Origin of the sequence: Rhodopila sp., assembly GCF_965277825.1 — a bacterium.
GTDB lineage: Bacteria > Pseudomonadota > Alphaproteobacteria > Acetobacterales > Acetobacteraceae > Rhodopila.
The window spans coordinates 1,276,758-1,293,062 of record NZ_OZ255846.1 but is presented as its reverse complement, the minus strand read 5'-3'; the positions used below and the strand labels follow the sequence as shown (position 1 = coordinate 1,293,062).

Below are 16,305 nucleotides of genomic sequence, written 5' to 3'. Positions count from 1 at the left end.
TCCGGCCTCCGGTGCACCCCGCCCGGCGGCATGGCTTGATCGACGACGGCAGGTCTCCTGGCTCACGGCGCCCGGGCAGCCCGCCCGGTTGCTCCGATCCTATCTTCCCGAACCTGAAGGCTCAGTGACCCGCCCCGAGGGGCGGACGGACCGGCATCTCGCCGCTGACAGTTGCGGGGGCAGCCACCGACTTGCCCCCGGACCAGCGGTCCAGCCGGGACGCACGGCGTTCCCTTTTCACCCGCTCGCGCGGGACCATCGACACATCAACATATGCTTATATCTTAGCGGCGGCAAGCCACTGCCGACCGTGGCAAGAGGTCGAATGGTCAATTGCGAATGATCGATTCTTAGAATGTCGGACGACGCGAGGTCTCCGCAATCCCGGGACCTCGCGTCTCAGTGAGACGCAGGATTTGCTGTTTGGGCGAAATGCCGGTGTTTCGCGCTGGTCTGCAACAGGTCTTGGAACAAGCCAACGCTCTGACCGATCCGATGACCGGTGAGCCTCGCGTGGCGTATTCATTCCGACACTACTTTGCGACTGTGCCGATCCAGAAGGGTCTGAGCGTCGCCCATATTGCCGACTGGCTGGGGACGTCGAGCGCGATGGTTGAGCGGCATTACAATCGCTTTCTGGTGCAACGCAACGCCCATCTCTACACCGGTTATGCGGATCGTCCGCCGACGTTCATCGACGAGCTCACTGGGGACGAGCCGATTTTCAGATTGCCGTCCTAGCCGTTAAATTGACCGCAATTCAGAGGCGAAAATAGGGTTGTCTATAAATAATCCAACTGGACAATCGCTAAAAAACTCGGCGTCTGCAAGGAGTTCGAATGATCAAAGCGTATGGCCTTCACTGGCACAGTGACAAGGTATTTTGGGGAAGACCAAGAGTTCCTGGAACGCTTTTGGGAGCCGTAAGCAGGACCAAATCGGCAAAACCAATCGACTTCAGAGATCAAAGAGGAATATATGCTTTATACGCAAATTATGATTTAGTCTACGTCGGCCAAGCCGGGAAAAACACTGGCGACAGACTGTTCAAGAGACTTCGAGCCCATAAGCGCGATCACTTGTCGGAACGCTGGAATCGCTTTTCTTGGTTCGGAACGCAGTGGGTCACGCAGCATGGCCTGTCGGCAGACATCGAGAAGTTGCACGGCAATGTTAGCCTCGTATTGGATATTTTGGAGGCCGTTGCTACCGCCATTGCCGAGCCCAGGCTGAACCTACAGCGAGGTAGATGGAGCAAAGTTCCGCAGTATTATCAATACGTTTCAAAAGAGGAGCAGGAGGAGGAGGAATGAAACGGGGGAACTGCACGCCACTAGTTCCTGCGGTACACGTTTCCACTTTGGCCTCAGCAATGCGACTCATTGGGTCTTTTAAGGTCGAATATATTTGCCGTCCTGCAACTGCCTCCCTTTTCGCGGAATGAACGCACTTCCGGTTAGCAAATTTTTAATCCTTACCGGCTATAGAACGCACCTATTCTAAGGGGTGTGATTATGAGTGCTACGATTGACAACGACGAAATGATTTTTAGAGACGACAAAATCTCGGTTTCCAAGACTCTAGTTAGAGCTGGTTCGTCTTCATACCCCATCAACGGCATTGGCAGCGTCAACATTGTTCGGCCCAACCCCGGCGGCATATTCTTTGCGGTAGTGTGCGCCGGGGTCACCATTGCTCTGGCGACATCTGGCTCGATTGAAGGGTTTGGCATGATGGTCGGAACATTCATCACCATCATGGCGATTGCTTCCGGGCTAAAGGTTGCTCTTGTCTTTCGCACCGCTAGCGGGAACCAGCAAGCCTTGACTTCATTCAGCAGTGCTTATCTAAGCCACGTCAAAAATGCCATAGAAGAGGCTGTTGCGCGGCGAGGCTAGCTCTTGTTTGCTGGATGCGGACTACTGGGTCAACGTGCTTGGTTCAACGGGTGATCCGGCGCGTTTGGCGTTCCATTGACAGCGCAGCCGCGAACCTGCGGCTTGTAGTCAGCGATCGGCGCACGGCCAAAGCCGCGATCTGAGGCCACCGTCTTGGCCGCATGGTGTGACGGGCACAGCCTTTGAACGTGGCCGAAATCGTGTCCGCCAGCGCGCCGCGCCTCGACATGATCGAGATAGGTCGCGGCCTGTCCGCAGCCGTCCACGCTGCACATTGGATGCGCCAACAGAAACCGGCGGCGAAACGCCCGCCACGGTTTCGAGCTATAGAACTCCGGCTGATAGCTCATTTGGCCTCCAGTGCGGCCACGCCGAAAACAACCCTTGAATGAGACGCACGAATTCGCGTGATCCGAATCGAGCAGATGCGCTAGACGGCGCGGTTTACATCTCGAAAGGTGCGCAATGGCCGATCAATCAATTATCCACTCTGGCGAAAACACACAGGAACAGATTGCCTATAAGCTGTTCCTTCATGTCGTTCACGCGGACGGCAAGCGACTTGGCGGTGGTACGCTTGCCGCTACGATCGACCGAAAGGACATCCTCGATACTTATGCCGAATGTCTCCAAACCGCGAAGGGACGGCGGCTGTTTCAGTCGGACTAGGGAAGTCAATGTCGCCCGTAGCTGAACTCTCAACGGAGTCTGGATATGAAACCCTTTCATCCGCGACCAATTTCTGACGTGCCCAGCTATCAGATCGTCGTTCTGATTATTGCAACAGGGCTACTGATATATTTGTTGCAGCAGTTCTTTGGCCAAATCCGCTTAATAGTCTCCCAGCTATCGGTGCAACCTCGCGATTTCCTGCAACTGCGGTGGAGCGTTTGGCTGGCGGTTGAGGTCGATTTAGCAACCGTTTTGTATTATGCCTTCATGTTCATCTGGGCTTGCTGGATAAATGCTCGATGCTGGAAAGCTCTCACCGCAAGAAATGAGTTATTTGGCACGTGGCTTTAGTAAGCCGGCGAGCACGGTATCCATGACAGCCGAGTGAAGAAACTCGACCGCCCATTGAAGAAACCAAACCGAGAAGCAACGTCTGGATTAAGTTATTGAAAAGATTATGCCCACCACCGGACTCGAACCGGTACGTCGTTTCCAACTGCGGATTTTAAGTCCGCTGCGTCTACCATTCCGCCAGGCGGGCACCGCGCCGTTCTAACGCCGCCCCACCAACCCGACCAGAGCCACGCACCCCCTCACAACCCGCAAGCAATATCCAGCGCCATCCGAATCAGCTTGTCGCTCGCCTCCGGCGTGCGGAACCCGCTATGCGCCGACAGCGTCACGTTCGCCAGCTTGGTCAGCGGATGCCCGGCCGGCAACGGTTCGGTCTCGAACACATCCAGCGCCGCGTGCCGCAAATGCCCGCTCCGCAGCGCCGCCATCATCGCCGCCTCATCCACCAGGGCAGCCCGCGCGGTGTTCACCAGGATCGCCCCTGGCCGCATCTTGCCCAGCCGCCCGGCATCCAGGAACCCGCGAGTCTCGTCATTCAGCAACAAGTGCAGCGACAGCACCTGGCTCTCCCCCAGCAGCGTGTCCAACTCGACAAAACTGACCCCCGGCGCCGACTTCGCCGACCGGTTCCAAGCCAGCACCCGCATGCCCGACCCCGAGGCAATCCGCGCCACCTCGGCCGCAATGCCGCCAAAACCCACCAGCCCCAGCGTCTTGCCGGTCAGTTCCATGCCCTCGGTGCGGATCCAATTACCCGCCCGCATGCCGCCGTCCATCCGCGCCAGCCCCCTGGCCGCGGCCCACATCAGCGCAATGCTGTGCTCCGCCACCGCGGTATCCCCATAGCCCTTGATGATGTGCACCCCGATCCCAAGCTCGGCCAACTGCTCGGGATGCATGTAGCTGCGCGCCCCAGTGCCCAGGAAGATCACATGCTTCAGCCCACGACAGCCGCGCATCGCCTCGGTCGGCAACTGAGTGTGGTCGTCAAAAATGAAATCATAGCCGGCGACCAGACCGGCCAATTCCTCGGGCGCGATCTCGCCGCGCTCCAGCACATCCATCGCCGGGTCGCCCGGCCGAACCACGCGATGGAACACCCCGGCAAGGTCGTCCACCGCATCGAGAAACAGGCCCTTCATTCACGCTCTCCTCTGTCCGTTCGGGTTCGGTCCGCCGGATGCTATCGCAGAACCGCCACAATCCGCAGCAACCATGCGCCGCACCGCAAGAAGCCCGGCCCGGGCGCCGGCGATCTGCTACAGACCGCCGGGATGGCGCGCCCCGCTCCCACCGTTCCCCGCTTCCACCCGCCACCACCGGCGGCCAACCGACGCAAACCGATCCCCCCGTCCGCACCGGCCGCCCCAGCCTCCACCCGGCGCCGCACCCTGACCTGGCTGCTGCGCTGGGGCTTCATCGCCTCGGTCTGGCTGACCCTGGCGGCAGCAGTGACCGTGCTGTGGTTCGCCCGCGACCTGCCGCGCCCGGAATCGGCGCTGGACGCCGTGCGCCGTCCCAGCCTGACCCTGCAGGACCGATCCGGCCACGTCATCGCCACCTTCGGCGACCTGGTCGGCGAGCCGCTGCACCTCAGGGCGTTCTCCCCCTGGCTGCCGGCCGCCATCGTCGCGGTCGAGGACCGCCGCTTCTGGCACCACCCCGGCATCGATCCGATCGGCCTGCTGCGCGCCGCCTGGGTCAACCTCACCGCCGAACGAGTGGTCCAGGGCGGCTCCACCCTGACCCAGCAGGTCGCCAAGACGCTGTTCCTCAGCAACGCCCGCACCACCAAGCGCAAGGTGCAGGAACTGTTGCTGACGCTGTGGCTGGAGCGCCACTTCAGCAAGCAGGAGATCCTCGAGATCTACCTGAACCGGGTCTATCTCGGATCCGGCGCCTGGGGCATGGATGCCGCGGCGCGGATCTATTTCGGCGTTTCGGCACGCCGGCTGACCCTGCCCCAAGCCGCCGTGCTCGCCGGGTTGCCGCGCGCCCCCTCCCGCTTCAACCCACGGGTCAATCCCGCCGCGGCGCTGGCCAGGGGCAAGCAAGTGCTGGCCGCGATGGCGGCCTCCGGCGCGATCACCGAACAGCAGGCGCGGACCGCGGCGGAACGGATCGAGTTCCCGCCCAGCCCAGGCGCGCCCGGCTGGTTCGCCGATTGGGTCGCCGGCCAATCCCAGGCGCTGCTCGCCCCCGATGCCGACGCCGAACTGCGCACCACCCTGGACAGTCACGATCAACGGGTGGCCGAGACCCGGCTCGCCGCGCTGCTGGCCGATGCCGGCGCCACCGACAACGTCGGCCAAGGCGCCGTGGTGGTGCTGGACGCCGCCAACGGCGCGGTCCGCGCGATGGTCGGCGGCCGCAATTTCCGCGACAGCCCGTTCAACCGAGCCGTGCTGGCCCGCCGCCAGCCGGGGTCTACGTTCAAGCCGTTCGTCTGGCTGACCGCGCTGCGCGCCGGCCTCACCGCCGACGACAAAGTGCTGGATGCGCCGCTGCGCATCGGCCCCTGGACCCCAGTCAACTTCGAGCACCGCTATCTGGGCGAGATCACCCTGCAGGAAGCCCTGGCGCAGTCGATCAACACCGCCGCGGTGCGCCTGTTGCTGCGCTGCGGCGGACCCAAGGCGGTTGCCGCCACCGCCGCCCAGCTTGGCATCAGCGACCCGTTGCCAAAGAACGCGTCGCTGGCGCTGGGCACCGGCGAGGTCGGGCTGCTGGAACTGACCGCCGCCTACGCGCCGTTCTTCAACGGCGGCAACCGCGTCGTGCCATTTGGGCTGGAGCGTACCCCCCATCAGCCCGAACGAGTGATAGATCCCGCCCAAGCCGCGATGATGGCCCGCATGCTGGCCGCCGTGGTAACCCGCGGCACCGGAAGAGCCGCCGCGATCCCGAACCAGCTTGTCGCCGGCAAGACCGGTACGACGCAGGATTTCCGCGACGCCTGGTTCATCGGCTCGACCAAGGGCCGGCTGATCGGCATCTGGCTCGGCAACGACGACAACGCCCCGATGCGAGGCGTTATGGGCGGCGACCTGCCGGCGCGATTGTTCCGCGATATCGCGACCAAGCTCGATTGAAACCGCCTGCTCTCTGTTTCGCTACCGCTGTTATTGGGAACCAAACCGCCGCTCACTCGCTTCGGCCCGCAACGGAGTTCGGGAGCAAGCGATGAACATAAGGCGTTACGGGATAGCGGTCGGCGTGCTGGCCGGGCTGGGTGGATGTTCGCACATTTCGAGCATGATGGACCGCAACACCACCAGCAAAGCGCCGAGCGAAGCGCCGAAAGCCTCAATGGCGGCGACCCAACCCACCGTCTCACCGGAGATGGTCAAGAAGGTGCAGGCAAAACTGCATTCCAGCGGCTATTACAAGCATGGTCACGTCGATGGAATTTTCGGCTCGGGCACCGAAAGTGCAGTACGGTCGTTCCAGCAAGACCATAACCTGGGGTCGAGCGGCCAGTTAGACGTGCCGACCTTGCAGGCGTTGAACGTCACCTCAGGTCCGGTGGCCGACACCGACACGACCATGCCCAACTCCACCACGCCCAACGGTCCCGCTACGACAAACGGTGCGGACACCAACCCCGGTACGTCGACCCAACCCACCAACTCCGCCGCGCCGCCCGCCGACAACACCGCGCCGGGCCCGTCGCATTGATTTCCGGGTATCGGAGTCTATCGATGGATGTGAAACGACTTAATCAAAGCAAGGCTGTCGAACCACTCAGGCTGGTCGCGATGCTCAGCCTGACCGTAGCGGCGGCGGCCGGAATCTTCGCGTTGCACACGGTCTCCAAGGACGCCGCCGACATCCTGACAGCGTGGACCTTGGCCTCGTTCCCGATCGGCGTTCTGGTCGGCCATTGCGTGTTGCGGGAAAAGTGAAGCGAGCCGGCGATCGATACGCCGCTCAGTCTGAACCGCGCACCGGCAGGGCGGTCATAGCTTTGACTCTCCTGATCCTGCTCGCCGCGCTGCTCTGTTCAGCCATCCCGGCCGTGGCGCAAAGTCCGGCAGAGAACGGCAACCGCGCCAATGGGTTCAGCTACCAGCCGACACCCAGCCAAGTGGCCCCAAGGGAAAAAGCCGCCGGCGTGCAGCCACAAGCCGCCCAACAGAAACGCGCCAACCGCGATCTCGAGCAGACCGACAAGCAGCTGCTGCAAGAAGAAGGCTTGAGCACCAAGAGCGTACCGAAGCTCACGAAACCCAGCGCACGCTAATATCCCGACAACCTGGCGTAACGGTCGCGGCAGAATCGCGTATCCCCGAAGCTGGCTTGGGCAACCCGGCTGCGCTTGAGGAAAAAGCCGATTTCGTGCTCGTCCGTCATGCCGATGCCGCCATGCATCTGCACGGCTTCGTTGCTGCAAAGAAACAGCGTCTCGTTGGCCTTGCACTTCGCCAGGCTGGCCAGCGCCGCGGTATCATTGCCGTTCTGATCCAGCGAGGCCACCGCGGCAAGCACCGCCGAACGGGTCATTTCGACCTCACAGAACATTTGCGCGGCGCGGTGCTTCAGCGCCTGGAAGCTGCCGATCGCCACACCGAACTGCTGGCGATCCTTCAGGTATTGCACCGAACGGTCGAACGCCTCTTGCGCGCTGCCCAACATCTCGGCGGCGAGCCCGGCGCGAGCACGCTCCAGCGTCAGGTCCAGCACACCGCCGCCGCCATCGACCCGCCCCAGCACGGCCTCCGCCCCCACCGTCACGTTATCCAGCCGGATGCGCGCGGCATTGCGGCTGTCCACCATGATCAGCCTGGTGCGTATGGCGGCCGCGCCAGGAACCAGGAACAGCGTGACGCCGCCCCCGGTATGCGCCGCTACGATCAACGTGTCGGCGACGTGGCCATCCAGCACGAAGCGCTTTTCCCCGTTCAGCCGATAGCCGGCGCCGTCGGGTTCGGCGCTCAGCGCGATCCGGTCCGGCGCATGGCGGCTGGTTTCCTCCAGCGCCAGCGCCACGATGTGCTCACCCGCCAGCAACGGCTGCAAATAGGCGGCCTTTTGCCGCTCCGAACCCGCCAGCGCCAGCAACGACGCGCCCACGACAGCAGTGGACATCAATGGCGTCGCGGCCAGGCAGCGGCCCGAGGCCTCCATCACCTGCGCCAGTCCGGTCATGCCGAACCCCGATCCGCCGTCGTCCTCGCCGACCAGGAAGCCGGTCCAGCCGAGTTCCGCCATCTGCCGCCACAGATCGCGTGAGAAGCCGTCCGGATCGTTGCTGTCACGCAATTTGCGCAGCGCGGTGACCGGGCTGCGCTGACGAAAGAAATCCAGCGCGGTGTCACGCACCAGCCGGGCTTCCTCAGACAAGATCAGGGGCATCACTAAGCCTTTGCGTCAGTCGATCGCGTTCACCATCCTAGTCCGGCAGCCCAAGCACGCGCTTGGCAATGATGTTCAACTGCACCTCGGATGTTCCGCCTTCGATCGAATTGGCCTTGGAGCGCAGCCATTCTCGAGTGAAACGAAGTTCGTCGCTACTGAAACCTTCACCCTCCCAGCCCAGGCCCTGGAAGCCTTCGGCCTCGAGCAGCATTTCATAGCGCCGCTTGTTCAGTTCGGTGCCCTGCAGCTTGAACATCGCCGACAGCGGGCCCGGGGGCGCCCCGGACTCGGCTTCCTCGGCGGCGCGACGGCGAGTCAATTGAAAGGCGTGCGCGTCCATCGCATAGGCGGCAACACGGTCGCGCAGGATCGGGTCGGCGATCTTGCCCTCCGCCTCGCCGGCGAATTGCTTGGCCACCGCCTCCAGCGGAATCTCGAACCTGGCCGCGTTGCGCGCCGAGATGCCGCCGATGCCCTTGCGTTCGTGCTCCAGCAGCCGCTTGGCGATGGTCCAGCCCTTGTTCAACTGGCCCACCAGGTTGCCCGCCGGCACGCGAACGTTTTCCAGGAAGGTTTCACAAAAGACCGAGGCGCCGCTGATCAGCCGGATCGGCCGCGCCCGGACCCCGGGATCGTCCATGTCGATCAGCAGGAAGCTGATGCCGTCATGCTTTTTAGCCGTCGGATCGGTGCGCACCAGACAGAAGATCCAATCCGATCGGTGCGCGTTCGAAGTCCAGATCTTGTGGCCGTTGACCAGGAAATGCTCGCCCTGCAGCACCGCCCGCGTGCGCAGGCTGGCCAGGTCCGATCCGGCCTCGGGCTCGCTGTAGCCCTGGCACCAGCGGATCTCGCCGAGGATGATCGGCGGAATATGAGCCTGACGCTGTTCTTCGGTGCCGTATTCCAGCAGCACCGGCCCCAGCATCGACAGCCCCATGCCGCGCAGCGGCGGACGACAGCCCAGTTGCTGCATTTCCTCTTCCAGGATCAGCGCTTCGTCGTTCGACAGGCCGCCGCCGCCGTATTGCCTGGGCCAGGTCGGCGCGGTCCAGCCAACCGCCGCCATGCGATCGAGCCACTGCTTCTGCTCCGGCCGCACGTAGTGCGCCTGCTTGCCGCCGGCCACCTGCTCGTCCTCCGGCATGAAGCTGCGCATCGCCGGCGGACAGTTCCGCTCCAGCCAGACGCGGGTGTCGACGCGGAACGTGGTCGCGGTGGGCATCGGCGTTTCCCCGTGGCTTGCTGCGTGACCCAAGGTCACCATCATCTCTCCGAACCGGCAAGAGGCTCGCCGGCGTAAAGCTGGCATGAAGGCGACGAATGGGCTATCCGCCACCAATGCCGGATGGTCTTTATGAAACTGATATCTTTGCCTGGTCCCGGCACCAGGCGGCCTTGCTGCGCCGCCTCGCGCGCGGAGAACGGGTGAACGACCTGGACTGGGACCACGTTGTCCAGGAGATCGAGGACGTGGGTTTGTCCGAACTCAACGCCGTTCGGAGTTACTTGCGTGTGATGCTGGTTCATCTGCTGAAACTGCAAGGTTGTCCTGCATCTCCGGCCGCTTCTCACTGGCGCGAGGAAATCATCTCGTTCCAATCCGACGCACAGCAACGCTTCGCACCATCGATGCGTCGATCGATCGATCTCGCGGCGCTGTATATCCGGGCAGTGAAACAGCTCGCCGGCGCGCTGATCGATGGCGTAGTGGGCGCCCAACAGCCACCAATCTGCCCGGTCAGTCTAGATGACCTGCTGCACGCCGACCGGGACGCGCTGGAACAAAGCTTCGCAAAACCGGACAGACCCTCCCGGCATCGGCCCGCGCTCATCGCGTCGATAACGGGCTTGCCTCCCCGCCATAAATCTCGCCTACATCCAGCGAGACGCCGGGCGGATCCAGCCGGATCATGCCAAGATTGATCGCCCGAGAAACGATCTCGTCGCCTGATCGCCAATGATGGATGATCTCCTGTCGCCGGACGCGCACGACCAGATAATGTTGGATCGACACAACCCGAAAATAGTCGGCCAGCCTGTCGCTACTGTCCACCGACTGCGTCGATGGCGACAGCACCTCGACCACGACCACCGGATTGCTCGCCGCAGTGGCATCGGGCGACAGACGCGGACCGCAATTCACCACTGCGTCGGGCTGGTAATCGGTCTCCTCATCCACCTCGATCGTCACCCCATCGCCTAGCGCTTCGCAATCCAGGTCGGCATCGCGGACCGCACGATCCAGCGCGGCTCAGACTCGGCTCTTGATCCGAACATGCTGGACCCGCTCCGGCGAAATCGCCACCGGCTCACCGGCCACGCGTTCGTATCGACCGGTCTGCCCTTCCGCCCAGGCATGGAACTCCTCACGGGTCAGCCGTGGTGCCATGCGATCCTCCTGCGCCGGTCAGCCTAGCACGCCACCCGACCAACCATGGCTAGACCGCCCCCTCCGTCCGCAGGACCGCGACCGCCTCGGCGTTCAATCCCAGCCATTCGTCCAGCACCGCCTCGGTGTGCTCACCCAGCACCGGGGACGCAGTCAGCGCCGGCGGCTTGCCGTCGATGCGCACCGGCCAACCCGGCATCTTGAAATCGCGGTGCAGCGGATGACGCATCACCTGCATGATGCCGCGATCCTCGAAACTCTGGTCGTTCTGCAATCCCATGGTGTCCAGCACCGCCCCGGCCGGAATCCCCGCCTCCCCCACCGCGCGCATCGCGTCGTGCTTGTCGTGGGTCCGCGTCCAGCCGGCAATGATCGCATCAACCTCGGCCTCGCGCAGCACCCGGTCCGCCGGCGACGCGTAGCGGTCATCACCGATCAGGTCCTCCCGCCCGACCACCTTCAACAACCGGTCCCAATGATCCGGATTGGCTCGGCTGGTCATGATATAAATGTAGTCGTTCGGCCCACCCGGAGCGCACGGATACAGCCCCATCGGCGCGTTGCTGATACCGGGGACCTTGCTGCCACCGCGCCTCGCCGCGGCCCCGGTCAGCCCCTGGGTCGCGAAGTTTATCCGCATGTAGTGCATGATCGCGTCCTGCATCGCCACCTGCAGCCGGCAGCCCTGCCCGGACTGCCGGCGTTGATACAGCGCGCCCAGGATGGTGATCGCCATGGTCATCCCGGTGCCGGTATCGCCCAACGACATGCCGGGCCGGGTCGGCGGTCCGTCGGCCTCGCCGGTGACGCTGAAGGTGCCCCCACAGGCTTGCGCGATCATGTCGAACGCCAGGTTCTTTTCGTATGGACTACCCTCGCCGAAGCCCTTCACCTGGGCGTAGATGATCGACGGATTCAGCCCGCGCACCACGTCATAGCCCAGACCCAGCCGCTCGATCGCACCGGGCGCGAAGTTCTCGATGCAGACATCGGCATTGGCCAGCATGTCCTTCACCAGCGCCAGCCCTTTCGGCGACTTCAGGTTGACCGTCATCGAGCGCTTGTTGGCATTGAACACATGGAAGTAATACGGATCGCTGTCCGGCTGCCCAGGCCGCAGCCGCCGCCCAGGGTCGCCCATCTTCGGGTTCTCGATCTTGACCACATCGGCACCCAGCCACGCCAGCGCCTCGGTGCAAGACGGACCCGCCTCGAATTGCGTCAGATCGACGATCTTGACCCCGGCAAGGAACCGGACGGGGGCGACCGCGTCCGAGTCGGTGCGGTTCGGCTGAGAGGTTTCAGTCATGGACGCTCCTTGGTTTCCCCGTAAACGATCCGGCGCCCAAGGTGGCAGATACCACGCTCGCCTGCCAGCCGCACGACGAGGCCTCCTACTCCGGCGCCGCCGTCAACATTGCCTCGCCGCCGCGATCGCCCTTGACCACCGCCAACAGGATCCGCCAGCCATGGCTTCCCTCGGCCGCCAGATACTCGCGGTCGTGGATCGCGCTGACCACCTGATCGTCGCGCTCGATCACCAGACGGAACCGCAGCCCAGCCTGGCGCAGCCCATCCTCCAGCGCATCGATCAGCGGCTTCCCCGTCGCCTGGTCGGTGACCGTGGAGCAGATGCCGTCGTCCGAGGACACCAGCACCAGCTTGGTCCCCGCCACCGACGCGTCGAACGCCTGCCCTGGCGCGCCGTGCAGGAAAGCCGCCCGACCCTGTTCCGGCAGCGCCGACAGCCCATTGCCGTGCGCCCACTCGCGCAGCGCCGCCGGATGGCCAGCGAACCGCAGGCAGCCTTGCAGGAACAGGCCGACCAACTGGGTCGGCGCGTCGGTTCCGGGCGCGGCCCCAAAGGCGGCCCAGGGCGCGGCCGGCAGCAGCACACCGGCGATGATCAAAAACGCCGCTCGGATCAGCGCCGCAGCTCCATCTGGATCGGCCCGTCACGCCGGCCATGGGTGAACTGATCGACCTCGGCATTGCCACTATCCATCAGCCGCTGCGCCGGGCCGGCCCAGATGATGCGCCCGTTCAGCAGCATCGCCGCCTGGTCGCCGATCCGCCGCGCGCTCGCCATGTCGTGGGTGATCGCGATCGCCGTGCTGCCAAGCCGCTTCACACAGTCCACCACCAGCCCATCGATCACCGCGCCCATGATCGGGTCCAGCCCGGTGGTCGGCTCATCGAAGAACATGATGTCCGGCTGCGAGGCGATCGCGCGCGCCAATGCGACACGCTTCTGCATGCCGCCCGACAGCTCCGCCGGCGACAGATCGCCGACACCGGCGCCCAGCCCGACCTGGCCCAGAAAGTCCTCGGCGCGAGCCCGAGCCTCGACGCGCGTCGTGTTATGGCGGGCAATCAGGCCGAAGGCGACGTTCTCCCATACCGGCAGGCTGTCGAACAGCGCGCCGTTCTGGAACAGCATGCCGATCTTGGCGCGGATCACCTCGCGTTCGCCACGCGGCAGCTTCAGGATGTCGCGCCCGTCGATCTCGATCACCCCGTCATCCGGCTCGATTAGGCCAAGCACGCATTTCAGCAGCACCGACTTGCCCGACCCGGACCCGCCGATCACCACCAGCGACGTCCCCTGCGGCACCTCGAGATCAACCCCGTCCAGCACGCGCTTGGCGCCGAACCGTTTGTAAAGGCCGCGAATGCGCAGTTTCGGTGTTTGATTGGTCATCGGCGGGTTGATGCCGGTCGGCGCGGGATTGGGCAAGGGCTGCTCCGATGCAATGGGTCACACACGCGACCCGCGGGCCGAGCAGGGCGATCGATCCTCAAGATTGCCGCCCCGGTGCGCGGATCAAGCCCGGGCAGCGGCGACGGGAAATGCCGGGCCCTAGCGTTTGTGATAAGATAATCGTGCTGCCGCGCAAACTCGGGAAACAGTCAATGTCAGCCGCCGCTCCGCAACCGTTCGATTTTCGCGATCCGGCCTTCCTCGCCGATCCATACCCGGTGTTCCGCCACCTGCGCGCCACCGCCCCGGTGTTCAAGGCCCCGCTCGGTCGCTGGTTCCTCACCCGCTACGAGGATACCGTCACCCTGCTGCGCGACAGGCGCTTCGGACGCGGCTATCACGACCCCGAGGCGATGCAGCGCCGCTTCGGCCCGACCGCGATGGCCGAACCCGCCGTCGTCGAACTCACCCACATGATGCTGATGCGCGATCCGCCCGACCACACTCGCCTGCGCGGCCTGGTCACCAAGGCGTTCACCGCTCGCCGGATCGAGGCGCTGCGCGACAGCATCCAGCAACTGACCGACCGCCTGGTCGACAAGGTCGCCGAACGCGGCGGCATGGACCTGGTCCGCGACCTGGCGTTCCCGCTGCCGGTGCTGGTCATCTGCGAACTGCTGGGCATCCCCGAGGCCGACCGCCAGCGCTTCGTCACCGGGTCCAGCTCCGGCGGCGCCCTGCTCAATCCGACCCCACCCACGCGGGCCGAACTCGACCGCGCCAACGCCGGCAGCGTCGAATCCAGCGCCTATTTTGAGGCCCTGTTCGAACAGCGCCGGCGCGACCCGCAAGACGACCTGATCACCCAACTGGTGCAGGCCGAGGAAGCCGGAGACCGGCTCACCACTGCCGAACTGCGCGCCAATGTCAGCCTGCTGTTCGGTGCCGGCCACGAAACCACCGTCAACCTGATCGGCAACGGCTTTTATTCCCTGCTGCGCCATCCCGAACAGTGGCGCATCCTGCGCGATGATCCCACCCTTGTGACGAATGCCATCGAGGAGGTACTGCGCTTCGAATCCCCGGTTCAGGGGGTCGGCCGTACCGCATCCGAACCGGTCGAACTGGGCGGCGTCGCGCTGGCCCGTAACGATATTGTCGTGGCGCTGGTCGGCGGCGTCAACCGAGACCCGGCGGTGTTCGACGATCCCGAACACTTCGACATCACCCGCAAGGACCTCCGCCCGCTGTCCTTCGGCGGCGGCATCCATTTCTGCCTCGGCGCCCAACTGGCGCGGATCGAGGCGGCGGTGGTATTCGAAACCATCCTGCGCCGGCTGCCGGATCTGCGCCTGACCGACCCCGACCACCCGAAATGGCGCCCCAGCTTCGTGCTGCGCGGCCTGACGGAACTGCCGGTGGCCTGGACCGGATAGAATCGGCCGACCCCGCGCGCCAGACCGTGACCGCCCCACACTGGCCGCTCCGCACCGGCCACCCCCGCACCGGCCACCCCCGCACTGGCCGCTCCGCACCGGCCACCCCCGCACCGGCCACCCCCGCACTGGCCACCCCCGCACTGGCCTCCCAGGGCGGGGGCTTGGCCCAACAGCCTACTTCACCACGATCTCGCCATGCATCTGCGGATGCAGCCCGCAGACATAGGCGAACGTTCCAATCCTATCGAACCGATATGCAAACGACTGATCGGTGTCCAGCGCCTTCGACCGCACCCCGATCGTACTCAGAACGATTTGATGCGGGATGTCGTCCTGGTTGGTCCAGGTCACCGCGGTGCCCTTGTCCACCGTCAGCTTCTCCGGACCGAACGTGAAGTTGTCGATCGTTACCCCGGCCGCTCCGCGCGATTGGGCAGCCGCCGGTACGATCAGGCAGGCCAACAGAACGCCGCCTCGGACCATTGCACGCATGACAGCCTCCTGCTTCAACCAGCCAGCGGCGTATCGACGATGGCCAACGGCGAGGCCGACGACACCAGGCTGATCCTCGCGGTGCCCAGCACCTTGCGCAGATCACCCGCCGCGACCGGAACCGGCCCGGGACCTTTCGCCACCCCCGGCACACCCTGCGGAAATGCCGTGGAGCGAGCGGTGTGGAACGCCACATGCCCCTCCACCTTCTGCATCACCTGGTGGATGTGCCCGTTCAGCACCGTCACCGACCCGAACCGCTTCAGGTAGGACAGCGCCTGGGCACCGTCCTTGGTGCCCCAGCCCCAATCCTGATAGACGATCCACAGCGGAACATGTGCGAACAGCACGATCGGAGTGCTGGAGGACAGCCCCATCACATCCTTGCCCAGCCACTCAAGCTGCGCCGGACCCAGATCGCCCAGACCATTGCCCTGCAGGTTGACCACGTTGACCAGACCGATGAAATGCACCCCACCCGCGTCGAAGCTGTGCCAGCCATCGCCTTGCGTGCCCTTTCCATAATGGTTCAGGTAGCTCCTGCCATTGTCCTCCAGGACGTCGTGCTCGCCCGGCACGGTGTGGATCGCCAGCCCGGTGGCGCCCAGCAACTGCGCGCCGGTGTCGAACTGTTCCGGTGTGGAAAGATGCGTCAGATCGCCGGTATGGATCAGCAACGCTGGCTGTTCCTCCATCGCCGTCACCTGGCCCAGCGCGCTGCGGAAGGTGCCGATGACATCGCGGTTCACCGGCCGGTCGAAGCCCAGGTGACTATCGCTGACCTGGGCGAAACAGAAGCCGGTCTCGGCCGCCTCGGCGCGGCCAAGCCCGGCCGGTTGCGACCGCGGGATGCCGCCGGCCACGGTCCACACCATGGCCGCGCCGGCCCAGCTCATGCATTTCAGCAAGCCGCGCCGGTCCACGCCGGCCGCCGGAGTATCGTGTTGCTCGGTGCTCATGCTCGCGCTCCATCATGGCCCGACCTGAATGATCGATCCG

At 64.4% G+C, this 16,305-nt stretch carries 21 protein-coding genes, 1 tRNA gene and 1 riboswitch; of the genes, 11 read left to right on the top strand and 11 right to left on the bottom strand.

What is annotated here, in order from left to right:
• Nucleotides 1-30: 30 nt before the first annotated feature.
• Nucleotides 31-275, bottom strand: a riboswitch (cobalamin riboswitch).
• A gap of 148 nt (nucleotides 276-423) precedes the next feature.
• The 5 genes from ACQY4T_RS06575 (at nucleotide 424) to ACQY4T_RS06555 (ending at nucleotide 2,921) form a co-directional block, all read left to right on the top strand.
• Nucleotides 424-741, top strand: a complete 318-nt coding sequence (locus tag ACQY4T_RS06575; RefSeq protein WP_428539105.1) for a hypothetical protein — start codon at nucleotides 424-426, stop codon at nucleotides 739-741.
• Between the two features lie 98 nt (nucleotides 742-839).
• The gene (locus tag ACQY4T_RS06570) at nucleotides 840-1,313 is read left to right on the top strand and encodes a GIY-YIG nuclease family protein (RefSeq protein WP_428539103.1); all 474 of its coding nucleotides are present in this window, start codon (nucleotides 840-842) and stop codon (nucleotides 1,311-1,313) included.
• A 201-nt stretch (nucleotides 1,314-1,514) separates the two neighbouring features.
• Nucleotides 1,515-1,898 (top strand): DUF6232 family protein, encoded by a 384-nt coding sequence (locus tag ACQY4T_RS06565; RefSeq protein WP_428539101.1) that lies wholly within the window; start codon nucleotides 1,515-1,517, stop codon nucleotides 1,896-1,898.
• 465 nt (nucleotides 1,899-2,363) lie between these two features.
• Nucleotides 2,364-2,567, top strand: a complete 204-nt coding sequence (locus tag ACQY4T_RS06560) for a hypothetical protein (protein WP_428539099.1) — start codon at nucleotides 2,364-2,366, stop codon at nucleotides 2,565-2,567.
• 45 nt (nucleotides 2,568-2,612) lie between these two features.
• Nucleotides 2,613-2,921, top strand: coding sequence for a hypothetical protein (locus tag ACQY4T_RS06555; protein ID WP_428539098.1), 309 nt, complete (start codon nucleotides 2,613-2,615; stop codon nucleotides 2,919-2,921).
• Nucleotides 2,922-3,028: 107 nt separating this feature from the next.
• Here the strand turns inward: ACQY4T_RS06555 and ACQY4T_RS06550 are convergent.
• Nucleotides 3,029-3,111, bottom strand: a tRNA-Leu gene (locus ACQY4T_RS06550).
• A 52-nt stretch (nucleotides 3,112-3,163) separates the two neighbouring features.
• A complete protein-coding gene (locus ACQY4T_RS06545; protein ID WP_428539096.1) occupies nucleotides 3,164-4,066 on the bottom strand; it encodes an NAD(P)-dependent oxidoreductase in 903 nt (300 codons plus the stop codon).
• 132 nt (nucleotides 4,067-4,198) lie between these two features.
• Between ACQY4T_RS06545 and ACQY4T_RS06540 the strand changes: the two genes are divergently transcribed.
• The 4 genes from ACQY4T_RS06540 to ACQY4T_RS06525 all read left to right on the top strand — a co-directional run bounded on the left by ACQY4T_RS06540 (nucleotide 4,199) and on the right by ACQY4T_RS06525 (nucleotide 7,167).
• Nucleotides 4,199-6,016 (top strand): transglycosylase domain-containing protein, encoded by a 1,818-nt coding sequence (locus ACQY4T_RS06540; RefSeq protein WP_428539094.1) that lies wholly within the window; start codon nucleotides 4,199-4,201, stop codon nucleotides 6,014-6,016.
• Nucleotides 6,017-6,140: 124 nt separating this feature from the next.
• The gene (locus ACQY4T_RS06535) at nucleotides 6,141-6,602 is read left to right on the top strand and encodes a peptidoglycan-binding domain-containing protein (RefSeq protein WP_428539092.1); all 462 of its coding nucleotides are present in this window, start codon (nucleotides 6,141-6,143) and stop codon (nucleotides 6,600-6,602) included.
• Between the two features lie 23 nt (nucleotides 6,603-6,625).
• Nucleotides 6,626-6,829 carry a hypothetical protein gene (locus ACQY4T_RS06530; RefSeq protein WP_428539090.1) on the top strand — a complete coding sequence of 68 codons (204 nt, stop codon included), beginning with the start codon at nucleotides 6,626-6,628 and terminating at the stop codon, nucleotides 6,827-6,829.
• Between the two features lie 62 nt (nucleotides 6,830-6,891).
• A complete protein-coding gene (locus ACQY4T_RS06525; RefSeq protein WP_428539088.1) occupies nucleotides 6,892-7,167 on the top strand; it encodes a hypothetical protein in 276 nt (91 codons plus the stop codon).
• On the opposite strand, the gene ACQY4T_RS06520 is transcribed toward ACQY4T_RS06525, so the two are convergent.
• Nucleotides 7,164-8,279 carry an acyl-CoA dehydrogenase family protein gene (locus ACQY4T_RS06520; protein WP_428539086.1) on the bottom strand — a complete coding sequence of 372 codons (1,116 nt, stop codon included), beginning with the start codon at nucleotides 8,277-8,279 and terminating at the stop codon, nucleotides 7,164-7,166. The genes ACQY4T_RS06525 and ACQY4T_RS06520 overlap by 4 nt on opposite strands.
• Before the next feature lie 37 nt (nucleotides 8,280-8,316).
• Nucleotides 8,317-9,507: an acyl-CoA dehydrogenase family protein gene (locus tag ACQY4T_RS06515; protein ID WP_428539084.1), complete on the bottom strand. Its 1,191-nt coding sequence runs from the start codon at nucleotides 9,505-9,507 to the stop codon at nucleotides 8,317-8,319.
• Between the two features lie 98 nt (nucleotides 9,508-9,605).
• On the opposite strand from ACQY4T_RS06515, the gene ACQY4T_RS06510 reads away from it, so the two are divergent.
• A complete protein-coding gene (locus tag ACQY4T_RS06510) occupies nucleotides 9,606-10,208 on the top strand; it encodes a DUF29 domain-containing protein (RefSeq protein ID WP_428539082.1) in 603 nt (200 codons plus the stop codon).
• Here ACQY4T_RS06510 and ACQY4T_RS06505 read toward each other — a convergent pair.
• The 5 genes from ACQY4T_RS06505 to ACQY4T_RS06485 form a co-directional block, all read right to left on the bottom strand.
• Nucleotides 10,114-10,530, bottom strand: coding sequence for a Uma2 family endonuclease (locus ACQY4T_RS06505; RefSeq protein ID WP_428542756.1), 417 nt, complete (start codon nucleotides 10,528-10,530; stop codon nucleotides 10,114-10,116). The two genes, ACQY4T_RS06510 and ACQY4T_RS06505, sit on opposite strands and share 95 nt — an antisense overlap.
• A gap of 6 nt (nucleotides 10,531-10,536) precedes the next feature.
• The gene (locus tag ACQY4T_RS06500) at nucleotides 10,537-10,674 is read right to left on the bottom strand and encodes a hypothetical protein (RefSeq protein WP_428539080.1); all 138 of its coding nucleotides are present in this window, start codon (nucleotides 10,672-10,674) and stop codon (nucleotides 10,537-10,539) included.
• A gap of 49 nt (nucleotides 10,675-10,723) precedes the next feature.
• Nucleotides 10,724-11,983, bottom strand: coding sequence for a CaiB/BaiF CoA transferase family protein (locus tag ACQY4T_RS06495; RefSeq protein ID WP_428539078.1), 1,260 nt, complete (start codon nucleotides 11,981-11,983; stop codon nucleotides 10,724-10,726).
• 85 nt (nucleotides 11,984-12,068) lie between these two features.
• Nucleotides 12,069-12,584, bottom strand: coding sequence for an NMCC_0638 family (lipo)protein (locus ACQY4T_RS06490; protein ID WP_428539076.1), 516 nt, complete (start codon nucleotides 12,582-12,584; stop codon nucleotides 12,069-12,071).
• 14 nt (nucleotides 12,585-12,598) lie between these two features.
• Complete coding sequence (locus tag ACQY4T_RS06485) at nucleotides 12,599-13,375, bottom strand: ABC transporter ATP-binding protein (RefSeq protein ID WP_428542753.1); 777 nt, start codon at nucleotides 13,373-13,375, stop codon at nucleotides 12,599-12,601.
• Between the two features lie 212 nt (nucleotides 13,376-13,587).
• Between ACQY4T_RS06485 and ACQY4T_RS06480 the strand changes: the two genes are divergently transcribed.
• Complete coding sequence (locus tag ACQY4T_RS06480) at nucleotides 13,588-14,811, top strand: cytochrome P450 (protein ID WP_428539074.1); 1,224 nt, start codon at nucleotides 13,588-13,590, stop codon at nucleotides 14,809-14,811.
• Nucleotides 14,812-14,988: 177 nt separating this feature from the next.
• Here ACQY4T_RS06480 and ACQY4T_RS06475 read toward each other — a convergent pair whose 3' ends face one another.
• Both ACQY4T_RS06475 and ACQY4T_RS06470 read right to left on the bottom strand, forming a co-directional pair.
• Entirely contained in the window at nucleotides 14,989-15,306 is a 318-nt protein-coding gene (locus tag ACQY4T_RS06475) for a cupredoxin domain-containing protein (RefSeq protein WP_428539072.1), read from the bottom strand.
• Nucleotides 15,307-15,320: 14 nt separating this feature from the next.
• On the bottom strand, nucleotides 15,321-16,265 hold the full coding sequence (locus ACQY4T_RS06470) for a metallophosphoesterase family protein (protein ID WP_428539070.1): 945 nt from the start codon (nucleotides 16,263-16,265) through the stop codon (nucleotides 15,321-15,323).
• Nucleotides 16,266-16,305: the final 40 nt, after the last annotated feature.

Bases quoted from the DNA above. Each gene is read 5' to 3' on its own strand.
- ACQY4T_RS06570 (WP_428539103.1), top strand. From the start codon at position 840: ATGATCAAAGCGTATGGCCTTCACTGGCACAGTGACAAGGTATTTTGG.
- ACQY4T_RS06565 (WP_428539101.1), top strand. From the start codon at position 1,515: ATGAGTGCTACGATTGACAACGACGAAATGATTTTTAGAGACGACAAA.
- ACQY4T_RS06560 (WP_428539099.1), top strand. From the start codon at position 2,364: ATGGCCGATCAATCAATTATCCACTCTGGCGAAAACACACAGGAACAG.
- ACQY4T_RS06555 (WP_428539098.1), top strand. From the start codon at position 2,613: ATGAAACCCTTTCATCCGCGACCAATTTCTGACGTGCCCAGCTATCAG.
- ACQY4T_RS06545 (WP_428539096.1), bottom strand. From the start codon at position 4,066: ATGAAGGGCCTGTTTCTCGATGCGGTGGACGACCTTGCCGGGGTGTTC.
- ACQY4T_RS06540 (WP_428539094.1), top strand. From the start codon at position 4,199: ATGGCGCGCCCCGCTCCCACCGTTCCCCGCTTCCACCCGCCACCACCG.
- ACQY4T_RS06530 (WP_428539090.1), top strand. From the start codon at position 6,626: ATGGATGTGAAACGACTTAATCAAAGCAAGGCTGTCGAACCACTCAGG.
- ACQY4T_RS06520 (WP_428539086.1), bottom strand. From the start codon at position 8,279: ATGCCCCTGATCTTGTCTGAGGAAGCCCGGCTGGTGCGTGACACCGCG.
- ACQY4T_RS06515 (WP_428539084.1), bottom strand. From the start codon at position 9,507: ATGCCCACCGCGACCACGTTCCGCGTCGACACCCGCGTCTGGCTGGAG.
- ACQY4T_RS06510 (WP_428539082.1), top strand. From the start codon at position 9,606: ATGGGCTATCCGCCACCAATGCCGGATGGTCTTTATGAAACTGATATC.
- ACQY4T_RS06500 (WP_428539080.1), bottom strand. From the start codon at position 10,674: ATGGCACCACGGCTGACCCGTGAGGAGTTCCATGCCTGGGCGGAAGGG.
- ACQY4T_RS06495 (WP_428539078.1), bottom strand. From the start codon at position 11,983: ATGACTGAAACCTCTCAGCCGAACCGCACCGACTCGGACGCGGTCGCC.
- ACQY4T_RS06485 (WP_428542753.1), bottom strand. From the start codon at position 13,375: ATGACCAATCAAACACCGAAACTGCGCATTCGCGGCCTTTACAAACGG.
- ACQY4T_RS06480 (WP_428539074.1), top strand. From the start codon at position 13,588: ATGTCAGCCGCCGCTCCGCAACCGTTCGATTTTCGCGATCCGGCCTTC.
- ACQY4T_RS06475 (WP_428539072.1), bottom strand. From the start codon at position 15,306: ATGCGTGCAATGGTCCGAGGCGGCGTTCTGTTGGCCTGCCTGATCGTA.
- ACQY4T_RS06470 (WP_428539070.1), bottom strand. From the start codon at position 16,265: ATGAGCACCGAGCAACACGATACTCCGGCGGCCGGCGTGGACCGGCGC.